The sequence below is a fragment of the Weissella minor genome (assembly GCF_001437425.1).
Taxonomy (GTDB): Bacteria; Bacillota; Bacilli; order Lactobacillales; family Lactobacillaceae; genus Weissella; species Weissella minor.
In genome coordinates, this window is the sequence record NZ_JQCD01000031.1 from 1 (window position 1) to 11824 (window position 11824).

Genomic DNA, 11824 nt, shown 5'->3' on the forward strand with positions numbered 1-11824 from the left:
ACATTTGTTTATATCGAAACGATATTCAGTTTTCAATGATCTACTTTGTTAGACGAGGAACAACTTGTTCCTCACGACCCAACTTGATTAATTCTACTTTAATAAGTTAGAAAAGTCAACAACTTTTTTTATTTTTTCAAAACGTTATTTAAAACGTTCGTTGTTTCTTTCAAGAAGAGAACTCAAACTATATTACAGATGGTTCGACGATTTGTCAACAAAAAAAGCAAACAAATTTAATTTGTTTGCTTACTTGTTTATTTTGCCTAGTCTCGAAGGGTATAAGGCTGTTTAATTTGATCAAATAATTCAGATACAGAAAGTTGATACAGCTCTTTAAAGAACTTTGCGCGCTCACTTTCGTCTTCTGGTGCCGGCAAGACGAAACTATTTTGTTCATCTTGTTTACTTAAACCAACATATGCTGGTTGCATGGTCGTTTCATCCAACCAGTCCACATGCTTAATCGTAAAGACTTGGTTAACACTCAGGCGCAATTGACGTTCAGACAACACTGGTGTCAATGTTGCAAATTCTTTTGCGTGCAACAATGGTAAGTTTAGTTCTGCCATTTGCGCATCAAAATTATCAAAAGCAGCGATAACTGCACGATGCAAACTAAGACTATCCTTAATGGTATCAACTTTCATCGCTTCAAAAATTATCTTGGCTGATTTCCAGGCAACTGGATACAGCTTTTGCAATTCCGCCACAGCGGCATCCCCAAGTTTTGCATCAATCGCGTTAAAGAATACCTGCGCATCCAAAAGCAACATAATCCGCAAAGCAGCTTGCGCATTATCTGCTTCATTAGACTCTGGCGTTAGTTCGTGATTAATGCCCGCAACATAGGCAGCAACAACATCGTTGTCAATCATGCCATGTTTAAATTGTTCTTGATAAATAATGGCATGCAAGGCTGGACGATACAAGTAACTGGCCATAACCATCATTTGTTCTGTTAAGTCATCATCATTTGGTGCCTTCAATTGGAAAAAGACTTGTGGGAAACCGTTCAATGCTAACAACATATGCAATAGCTCATGTGTTGCCGTAAAGTCAGGGGCAGTTACATCAGTTACTTGTAATGCCATGCGGCTACCAAGTACATCTGATGTAATTTGATCATGGTTAATCATCCCACTAGCTTCCCCTGAACCATGTAAAACAATCGAACCGGGATAAATCGCATTCGCTTGATCCAATAATTTCAATGTTTCATCTGAAAAATGCATACTATTCTCCTCTTAACTCATCTAATAATTTTTCGGCCGTCACACGATTAATCGTCCCCGCCGTTTTTAAACCTTGTACAATTGTTGGAATTTCATCAGCCTTCGCACCAACTTGAACTGCTAACGATTTAGCTTGTAACGCCATATGACCCGCTTGAATACCACTAGATACGAGTGCACGTAAAGCCGCTAAGTTTTGGGCTAGTGCCACGCCAGCAAGGTATGCACTGAGTTGTTTAGCATCTGGATTAGCCATTAACGCTTGATTCATTTTAACAGCAGGCACGATACCAATGGACCCACCAACCACACCAACCATAGCCGGCATCGTAATCTCGCCAAGCAAATGGGTCTCTGTTTCATCGACACGCCAATCTACCATCCCTTGGTATTGACCTGATTGCGCGGCGTACGCGTGGAAGCCAGCATTCACAGCCCGCGTATCATTACCACTGGCTAAGACCACGGCCTCAACCCCATTCATAATCCCTTTATTAGCCGTTACTGCCCGATAGGGGCTCAAAGATTCCACCCGGCTTGCCTTCTCAATCCGCTGCGCAACTGTTAACCCAGGCGTTCCTTGCTTTGTTTTTAAGCTAGCAACAGGAACGCTAACTTTCGCCGTGATTAAAGCTTCCGTCGCGTAATTCGATAAAATCCCCATGAGCACATCATAACCTTGTTCACGAAAAGACGCACTAACTGCCTCCGCCATTGTATTCACAACATTTGCGCCCATCGCATCACAAGGATCAACCAAAATATCGACTGCCACAGTTTGTTCATCCAATAATTCTGTGACAACCTCTTTTGCACCACCGCCACGCTGAGCCATTGAAGGATGAGCTTGATTAGCTAAGCTTAAAATCTTAGTTTCGTCATCAACGACCAATGCAACAAAGGCATCTGTATCATCTAAGTCAGTCACAACAATTTGCCCACGAATCAATCGCGTTTCAAATTCTGTTTGTACACCATCCCCCGCATTCATCATGCGTGCACCGTTATTGGCGGCCGCAACAACGCTCGGTTCTTCAGTGGCCATAGGAATTGTCCGATGCACACCATCAATGACGATATCGGTCAACAAGCCGGTTGGCACACCAAAACTATATAAATAGTTTTCAATTTGTTGATTTCCAATTTCATCATAGTTAGCACGCATTAATTCTGCTTGCGGAAAAGTAATCAGTTTTTGCAACAACAAAGCATTAATCCGCTCGGTCCAACTTAACTTATAAAAGCCATTCCAATTCATCTATTCACCCTCTGCTCGGACGTGATAATGAACTTTTTTCTCATCATCAATTGACGCCCATAAACGTGTCTGTTGCTCCTCATCAAACACACCTAAATCAACCATGGTTTCACCATTAATTTCTTCAATGCCACGGACAGCATTGCCGATAATAGCATGTGTCTTTTTAAATAAATCAAAAATTTCATTTGTTCGTTGCACAGAGGCTCTCAAAGTGTATCCTTCATCCAAAAAATATTTAATTGCTTGTACTTTATGGAAAGTCTCATAGTCATATACGCGCGCATCTTGTGTACCATCACGATGCAATGACTGAATGATGTCTTTACTTTCCCAATATCGTAATTGACGGGTTGATACGCCTGTCATTTGTGATAATTCACCAATTCTAAACTTAAAAATGTCAGGTTTAAAGACATTTTCTAAAACCTTTCGTTTATCAACATATGCCATCTCAACGAACCTCATTCATTTTCTGTAGGTTACCATCTTTGTTAAACAAGTTAACATCGTTCTTAATTTTACAAGACCTTATCAAAAAAAGCCAACCAACGCAAAGTTAGCTGACCTTTAATTGTTATGGATTTGGTTGAATACTTTCATGGCTTTCAGTGCCATCCCCTTGATCCGGGTTAACTTGTTGAATACGTGAACTATTAGACCTTGGTGTTCCGTATTGTGGTGCATCTGTCTCATAAAGAGACTTCGTTGATTTATTCCCATTGATGGTATACAAATCACGCGAATTATCACCACGTTGTTTCTCCAATTCCTTCAACTTCTCCAAACCATTTGAATAGTTGTAGTCTTTCGCTTCAACAGGTTTAAATCCTTCAGGTGTGTAGAAACGCAAAAGATCCTTTTGATTAATAGAATCAGACATGCTCAACTGCTTATGCGCAATCTCTTTGTCCTTTTCAATTTGCGCCTTTAGTTCCTGACTTGGCTCTTCAATGGCTTTATCGATCTTATTATCATAGATAACCGAATTGACGTAGCTGTACTCTGGTGTGACGAAGTCACCATCACGCATAGCAACGACCTGTGTCCGCTTATTACTCAAAAGATCTTGACCTAGTTGGACATACTTTTTGGTATCCTCGACACCTAATAAGTGCAACAAAGTTGGCATGACATCAATTTCACCACCATACGTATGATTAATGTGCCCCTTTTGATAGCCAGGAATATGAATCATAAATGGTACACGCTGCAATTGCGTATTATCATTTGCCGTCCAATTATCTGGGTCCTTGCCCAAAACAGGTGCCAATGACTTATTCTCTGAATTTGAAATACCATAATGGTCACCATAAAGTACAACAATCGAGTTGTCATACAAACCAGATTTCTTCAGATACTCAAAGAATTCATTAATGGACTCATCCATATAACGATTTGATTCAAAGTAGCCATCAACAACTTTTGAGCCACTATCACTCGTCTGGAAATTAGGATCTTTATCCTCATCGTCCAAAGTAAATGGGAAGTGATTCGTGACTGTAATATATTTAGCGTAGAACGGTTGTTGCAAACGCTCCAAATATGGTACTGAATCCGCAAACAACAACTTATCCTTTAGACCATAACCAGTGGCTTTATCTCCAGATGTATCAAAATAACTGGCGTCAAAGAAATACTGATATCCCATATTCTTATAGACATTATTTCGATTCCAGAAACTAGCATTGTTTCCGTGGAATACCGCTGAAGAATATCCCTGCTCCTGCTTTAGGATACTTGGCATTGCTTGGAACGTATGATTACTTCCTTGCGTTGCAAATAATGACCCTTGTGGCAATCCAAAGGTAGATGTTTCTAGCATATTCTCAGCATCAGACGTTTTTCCTTGTCCGACTTGATTGAAGAAATTATCAAAACCAATCGTATCCTTTGAATGATAAACACTGTTTAGGAACGGTGTCACTTCTTGATCATTTATTTTCAAATCGAGTGAGAATTGCTGCGTTGATTCTAAGTGAATCACAAAGACATTTCGTCCTTTGGCAATTCCTTTATATTCAGCACTTGCTGGCACATTGTGTTCATTAATGTACTCACGAACCTTATCAATGTCTGAGCTTTTAGCACTATTTTTCAGTTCTGAAACGTTACGTGCACGTACTGCATCAAATGCAGTATACACATCAATTCCAAGATATTTAACCAACATCTTACTATCAAATTGACGTGTAATTAATTGCGGACGTTCCATTTCACTTACCATCAATACCGTCATGCACGCCAATAATGAAAAGCTTGTCACACTAAAGGCTTTCAAACGGCTGACTGCTTGTGTATTTAATTTTAATTTCTTAAATAAGAATAGCCCAATAAATATAACCAGATCTAACCAGAAGAAAATATCATGAATATTACTTAAGGCAAAACCTGATGCGCCAAGTCCCTGATTTACTTTGTCATAACCTAGCATTACTGAAACCGACATAAAGTCAGTGAATTCACGATAATAAATCACATTCAACTGAATTAACGCCAAATTTGCAATATATAAAATTAAGGATATGGGATAAAATAATTTAGGTGATTTAAAATACAAGGCAAGGCCAATTGTTAAGAAGGCAATTGGGATTGGATTGATCACCATGGTAATCCATTGCACAAAGGAAGCACCTTCGTATAATTTGAAATCCATGATATTGGCCATCTGAGTTTTAGCCCACACTAGCAAAACCAGCATGGTAATAAAGCCCATTCTCGATTTAAGCCAATCAGAAAGACGCTTCTGTTTCATAAGAACTTGATTCCTTTTTATTTTTTTATAACTAGTCCAGTATACGCTATAATCTACCAATATGTCTGAAATGTTATAACCATTCTATTTTAGACCCTCAAAGTTAAAAATTTCATAACGGAGCTCACAAAATGACAAAAAAATTACTAATTAAACATGCTACCGGTCTTTCCAATATCCAAACAGATGCCAAATCGATTCGAAACGCTGTTTTTGTACACGAACAAAAAATTCCTGCCGAATTGGAATTCGATAAATTTGATGCATCAACAATTCATTTCGTTGGATATTTGAAAGATCTCCCTGTTACAACTTGTCGTGTTGCCATCAATACTGACATTCAACAAGCTAAAATTCAACGCGTTGCCACTTTAATTGACTATCGTGGTCAACATCTTGCTTCACAATTACTAGAGTCAGTTCTTGAGACGCTCACAACAGATATTCCGGTCGCATCAATTACCCTTGATGCGCAATTACCGGCGCAACACTTTTATGAACAATTAGGCTTTATTCCGGTTGGACAACAATTTGAAGAGGCCGGTATCCCACATATTCAAATGACAAAAACAATTAAGGCATAAAAAAAGGACTTCATTTTTATAAATGAGGTCCTTTTTATTTTATCCTTATGAATCTTGGTCATCCATTGCACGATCAAGTAATGCTTCTACTTGATCATCTTGTGTATGAACTGCGTCAGCTGGTTGTTCTGAATCTACCACTTCAGTGTCAGACTCCATCGCAACTGCTGCTTCATCAAGTTCTTCTTCAGGATCAACTGTTGTAAATGTAGCTACCTTTGATTCACCATCAAGACGAATCAAACGAACACCTTGCGTCGCACGGCCTGTTTCGGAAACTGCATCAACACTGAATCGAATCATCACACCCATATTAGTCGTCAACATGACATCTTCATCATTATCAACAACAGCAATACCTGCAACAGGTCCGTTCTTTTCAGTAATTTGAGCAGTCTTAATTCCTTTACCACCACGCCCCTTAATTGGGTATTCACCAACTGGTGTCTTCTTACCGTAACCATTTTCCGTGATTACTAAGACATATTGATCATCACGCAATGCTTGTGCCCCGATAACAAAGTCACCTTCACGCAAATTAATTCCACGAACTCCAGCTGCGGTACGACCCATTGATCGTACATCAGTTGAATTAAATGACACGGCATATCCATTATGCGTACCAATCAAAATGTTACTCTCGGCATCCGCAACAAGCACATTAATTAATTCATCTTCATCGCGAAGATTAATTGCTCGTAATCCACTTGTTCGAATATTACCAAATTCAGCAACAGGGGTCCGCTTCACAACGCCTTGACGGGTCGTAAAGAACAAATAATCTTCACTTTCAGATGCATCCCCTTGAACACTGATAACGGTTTGAATACTCTCTTCAGAATCTAGTCCCAACAAGTTAACCACTGGAATCCCCTTAGCAGTACGACTATATTCTGGTACTTCATAACCCTTTAGACGATAAACACGTCCAGCATTCGTAAAGAATAGCAATGTATCGTGGGTTGATGATGAAACCATTTGATCAATAAAGTCATCATCGTTAACACCCATACCTTGGACACCACGACCACCACGGTTTTGTGCACGGAATTCACTTTGAGCCATACGCTTGATATATCCAGCACGAGTCAAAGAAATAATGACATCCTCTTCTTCAATCAAATCTTCATCTTCAATTGACAAGACATCACCAACTTGCAACTCAGTCCGACGATCATCACCAAATTTATCTTGGATTTCTAACAATTCTTGATAAATAATGGCATCAATGCGTTCTGGTTTGGCCAAAATATCCTTAAAGTCAGCAATCTTAGCAACTAAGTCTTGGTATTCATCCTCAACCTTGTCACGTTCCAAACCAGTCAAACGAACCAAACGCATATCCAAAATGGCCTGTGCTTGCTTATCTGACAAAGCATAGTTGTTAATCAATTGACTTTTAGCAATTTCAGCTGTCTTTGAACCACGAATAATCGTAATGATTTCATCAATATGATCCAAAGCAATGCGCAAACCTTCCAAGATGTGTGCACGTGCCTCAGCTTTTTGCAAATCAAACTCAGTACGACGACGAATAACTTCTTGTTGATGCTCAAGGTAGGCAACCAAAATTTCTTTCAAACCAAACAATTTTGGCTTACCCTTTTGAACGGCCAACATATTAAAGCTAAAGTTCGTTTGTAACAATGTTTGCTTGTACAAATTATTTAGCACGACTGATGCTGAAACATCACGTCGCACATCAATGGCGATACGATAACCTTCCTTGTCGGACTCATCATTTACACCAGTAATTCCTTCAATGCGCTTATCACGACCTAAGTCCGCAATACGCTCAATCAAACGGGCCTTATTGACCATATATGGTAATTCAGTCACGATAATTCGTTCATGTCCAGACTTTTCAGTCTCAATATCAACCTTCGCACGAACTGTAATATGACCCTTACCGGTCTCGTAAGCTTTACGAATGCCGGTCTTCCCCATAACAATACCACCAGTCGGGAAATCCGGACCGGGAACTGCTTCCATTAATTCAGTCGTTGTGACCTCAGGATTATCCATCAACATGTGAATGGCTGAAATCACTTCACCCAAATTATGTGGTGGAATATTCGTCGCCATACCCACAGCAATTCCATTAGTTCCATTGACTAATAGATTTGGGAAACGGGCTGGCAAGACTTCTGGTTCACGATCAGTTCCATCATAGTTATCAATAAAGTTAACGGTATCCTTATTGATATCACGTAGCATTTCCACTGAAATCTTACTCAAACGGGCTTCAGTATAACGCATCGCAGCGGCTGAATCACCGTCAATTGAACCGAAGTTTCCATGACCATCAACAAGCATATAGCGATAACTAAAGTCTTGGGCCATACGAACCATTGATTCATAAATAGCAGAATCACCGTGGGGGTGATACTTACCCATAACATCCCCGACGATACGTGCCGACTTTTTATGCGCCTTATCTGGTGTCACACCCAATTCATTCATACCATACAAAATACGGCGATGAACTGGCTTCAAGCCATCACGTACATCTGGCAATGCACGTGCGACGATAACTGACATGGCATAGTCCAAGAAGGACGTTTGCATTTGTTCACCCAGATTGGCCGTTGTAATGCGACTATCGTGTTGCTTTTCTTCAGACATTCTCTACCCCTTCTATCATCTGATGATTGATATACGTCAAAACGTATTAAATATCTAACTCCGCATATTGGGCATTTTGTTCAATAAATTCACGTCGTGGTTCAACCTTATCACCCATCAACATTGAAAAGACGCGGTCAGCTTCAACCCCATCATCTAATTGGACACGCAACAAACGACGATTTTCTGGATCCATCGTTGTTTCCCACAATTGGCTAGCATCCATCTCACCAAGTCCCTTATATCGTTGGATAACAGGCTTTGGTGAAGCATTCAAAGTTGGCAACAAAGCGTTCAATTCCTCATCTGAATCTAGATATTGAACATACTTTCCTTGACGCACTTGATAAAGAGGTGGTTGTGCGATGTACACATATCCCATCTCAAGCAAAGGACGCATATAACGGTAAATCAATGTCAATAATAGTGTTCGAATATGCGCACCATCGACATCGGCATCGGTCATAATAATTAACTTATGATACTTGGCCTTAGTGACATCAAATTCTTCACCGAAACCAGTCCCCATTGCTGTAAACAATGAACGGATTTCTTCGTTGGCCAAAATCTTATCAATACTTGCCTTTTCAACATTCAAAATCTTTCCACGAATTGGCAAGATTGCTTGTGTCAAACGTTCACGACCTTGCTTGGCTGAACCTCCGGCAGAATCTCCCTCAACAATGAATAATTCTGAAATTTCAGGATCTTTTGATGTATTGTCAGCCAATTTACCTGGCAAATTAGAAATTTCAAGTCCGCTCTTCTTACGAGTTGCTTCACGCGCACGCTTAGCAGCCTTACGCGCCTTATTCGCTAGCAATCCCTTTTCAACAATTTCTTTAGCTGTTGCTGGGTTTTCTAGCATAAAGCGTGAAAATGTTTCTGAGAACATGCGATCTACCGCAGTACGTGCGTCAGAATTCCCCAACTTTGTCTTCGTTTGACCTTCAAATTGTGGATCTGGATGTTTCACAGAAACAATCGCAGTCAAACCTTCACGTACGTCTTCTCCAGATAGTGATTCATCCCCATCCTTCAACAAGCCATTCTTACGTGCATAGTCATTAATCACACGTGTCAAAGCAGCCTTAAATCCGGTTTCGTGAGTTCCACCTTCATACGTATGGATATTATTAGCAAATGACATCATATTTGAGTGGAAGTCATCTGTGTATTGCAATGACACTTCCACCGCAATTTCATTTTCTGTTCCTTCAACATAGACTGGATCAGCAAATAAAACATCCTTATTTACATCAAGGTATTCAACATATTCTTTAATTCCACCTTCAAAGTGAAATGATTCGACCACTGGTTCAGCTGGACGATTATCCGTAATTGAAATTCGGAGTCCCTTATTCAAGAAAGCCAATTCACGAACACGGTTCGTCAGTGTTTTAATATCAAATTCAGTCGTTTCTTGGAAAATGTCAGGATCCGGAGTGAAATGAACAATTGTTCCACGTGAAACAGGCAAACCATTTACATCAATTTCATGAATAGTTTGATTCACATGTCCATAGGCAAAGTCCATGGCATAGGCCTTATCATCACGCACAACGACAACATCTAGTTCTGTTGACAATGCGTTAACAACGGATGCTCCAACACCATGCAATCCACCAGAAACTTTATAACCGCCACCACCGAATTTACCACCGGCGTGCAACACAGTGAAAACAGTCTCAAGTGCTGACTTTCCAGTCTTTTCTTGAACGTCAATTGGAATTCCACGACCATTGTCAGTCACAGTGATTGAATTATCTTTTTCAACCGTAACGGTAATATGGTCTGCAAATCCAGCTAAAGCTTCATCAATACCATTGTCGACAATTTCCCATACTAGATGGTGTAATCCTTGACTGGTCGTTGTTCCAATATACATCCCCGGACGCTTACGAACCGCTTCAAGTCCTTCAAGAACTTGAATCTGACTGGCATCATAATCATCAGCTTGTGTATGCATTTGTGTATCTTCTTCAGCCATTCTCTCTTCCCTTCTTATCAGTCATTTTCTTGCAGATGACCTGCTTGTACATTAAAAATTTTTGGATCTTCAATTAATTGCTTAGCGACATCACTCAAAGATGGCGTTGTAATAAAAGTTTGCACTTTATTTTGCATCGCCTTCAACAAATGTGTTTGCCGCTGTGCATCTAATTCAGACAAAACGTCATCCAATAGTAAAATTGGATATTCACCTGTCTGTTTTTTCATTAAATCAATTTCAGCCAATTTAACTGCTAAAGCCGTTGTTCGTTGCTGACCTTGCGAACCAAATGTCGCAACATCATAGCCATTAACTTTAAAACGTAAATCATCACGATGCGGACCAACTTTGGTCACACCTTCTAAAATTTCACGCTTTTGTACGCGTTCAAACTCTTGCATTAGCTTTTGTTTCAAATCATCTTCAGACAATTCGTGAACATTAGAAATTTGCGAAATATACGAGATTTCTAATTGTTCATCGTCTTGCGTGATTTCTGCTTGAATTGGTTGTGCAGCTGCGTTCAGTTCTTGTAACAATACGAGACGCCGCTCAATTAACTCGGCTGCAAATATGACTAAACGCTCTGTTAATACTTCTAAAAACAAGAGATCACTTTGCTTTTTACTCTGTAGTTGCTTCAAATACTGATTACGTTGCTTTAATGTCGCACGGTATTGATTAGCAACATATAAATATTTTGGGCTCATTTGACTAAATTCACGATCAATAAAATTACGCCTAACCGCAGGCGACCCTTTTACTAATTCCAAATCTTCTGGCGCAAACAAAATAACGTTTAAATTACCAATATAATCTGCTAATTTAGGCTGATTTAAATGGTTAACGCGCGCTTTTTTACCCTTATTTGTAAAAGTTAGGGAAAGCGGCACATTACCTGTTCCCTTTTCGACAACGCCTGCAACACGTGCTTCTTGTTCCCCCATCAAAATTAATTCTTTATCAACGTGGGTTCGATGCGAACGCGTTAGCGCTAAAACATAGATTGCTTCTAATAAATTCGTCTTCCCTTGTGCATTTGCACCTAAAAAAACATTAACTCCGGTCGAGAACGTCACATTTAAATCTTGATAATTCCGAAAATTCTTTAACGTTAACTCCGTTAACTTCATTAATCTGTAGCACCCATGCCATTGATTACAAAACGTTCACCAGTTGGTACGGCCACAATATCACCAGGATAAAGCTTACGCCCACGACGATCATCTGGTTCTTGGTTTACCAAAACTGTGTTTTCTCGTAAGTACCACTTTGCTTGTCCACCAGTTTCAACAACACTTGTTTCTTTTAACACTTGTCCTAATGTAATGTACGGTGTTTGGATATTAATTTCTTCAGCCAATTGAACCCCTC

Annotated in this window: 9 protein-coding genes; 1 reads left to right on the forward strand and 8 read right to left on the reverse strand. The window is 39.7% G+C overall.

Annotation, left to right across the window (positions count from 1 at the left end; genetic code table 11):
* Positions 1 to 266: 266 nt before the first annotated feature.
* The 4 genes from IV67_RS07525 to IV67_RS07540 all read right to left on the reverse strand — a co-directional run bounded on the left by IV67_RS07525 (position 267) and on the right by IV67_RS07540 (position 5248).
* Positions 267 to 1235 (reverse strand): hypothetical protein, encoded by a 969-nt coding sequence (locus IV67_RS07525; RefSeq protein WP_057788658.1) that lies wholly within the window; start codon positions 1233 to 1235, stop codon positions 267 to 269.
* Between the two features lies 1 nt (position 1236).
* Positions 1237 to 2493 carry a hydroxymethylglutaryl-CoA reductase, degradative gene (locus IV67_RS07530; RefSeq protein ID WP_057788661.1) on the reverse strand — a complete coding sequence of 419 codons (1257 nt, stop codon included), beginning with the start codon at positions 2491 to 2493 and terminating at the stop codon, positions 1237 to 1239.
* A complete protein-coding gene (locus IV67_RS07535; RefSeq protein ID WP_057788663.1) occupies positions 2494 to 2946 on the reverse strand; it encodes a MerR family transcriptional regulator in 453 nt (150 codons plus the stop codon). It abuts the gene before it with no gap.
* A 124-nt stretch (positions 2947 to 3070) separates the two neighbouring features.
* Positions 3071 to 5248, reverse strand: a complete 2178-nt coding sequence (locus tag IV67_RS07540; RefSeq protein WP_057788665.1) for an LTA synthase family protein — start codon at positions 5246 to 5248, stop codon at positions 3071 to 3073.
* 131 nt (positions 5249 to 5379) lie between these two features.
* Between IV67_RS07540 and IV67_RS07545 the strand changes: the two genes are divergently transcribed.
* Positions 5380 to 5832, forward strand: coding sequence for a GNAT family N-acetyltransferase (locus IV67_RS07545; protein ID WP_057788668.1), 453 nt, complete (start codon positions 5380 to 5382; stop codon positions 5830 to 5832).
* Positions 5833 to 5877: 45 nt separating this feature from the next.
* Here the strand turns inward: IV67_RS07545 and gyrA are convergent, their stop codons facing one another.
* Genes gyrA through yaaA form a run of 4 tightly spaced genes read right to left on the reverse strand, consistent with a single transcriptional unit; the run spans position 5878 to position 11813 of the window.
* Positions 5878 to 8457 carry a DNA gyrase subunit A gene (gyrA, locus tag IV67_RS07550; RefSeq protein WP_057788670.1) on the reverse strand — a complete coding sequence of 860 codons (2580 nt, stop codon included), beginning with the start codon at positions 8455 to 8457 and terminating at the stop codon, positions 5878 to 5880.
* A gap of 46 nt (positions 8458 to 8503) precedes the next feature.
* Positions 8504 to 10447: a DNA topoisomerase (ATP-hydrolyzing) subunit B gene (gene gyrB / locus IV67_RS07555; protein WP_057788672.1), complete on the reverse strand. Its 1944-nt coding sequence runs from the start codon at positions 10445 to 10447 to the stop codon at positions 8504 to 8506.
* Between the two features lie 17 nt (positions 10448 to 10464).
* Entirely contained in the window at positions 10465 to 11583 is a 1119-nt protein-coding gene (recF, locus tag IV67_RS07560; protein ID WP_057788674.1) for a DNA replication/repair protein RecF, read from the reverse strand.
* Positions 11583 to 11813: a S4 domain-containing protein YaaA gene (gene yaaA, locus IV67_RS07565; protein WP_057788676.1), complete on the reverse strand. Its 231-nt coding sequence runs from the start codon at positions 11811 to 11813 to the stop codon at positions 11583 to 11585. Before yaaA ends, recF begins: the two co-directional genes overlap by 1 nt.
* Between the last annotated feature and the right edge of the window lie 11 nt (positions 11814 to 11824).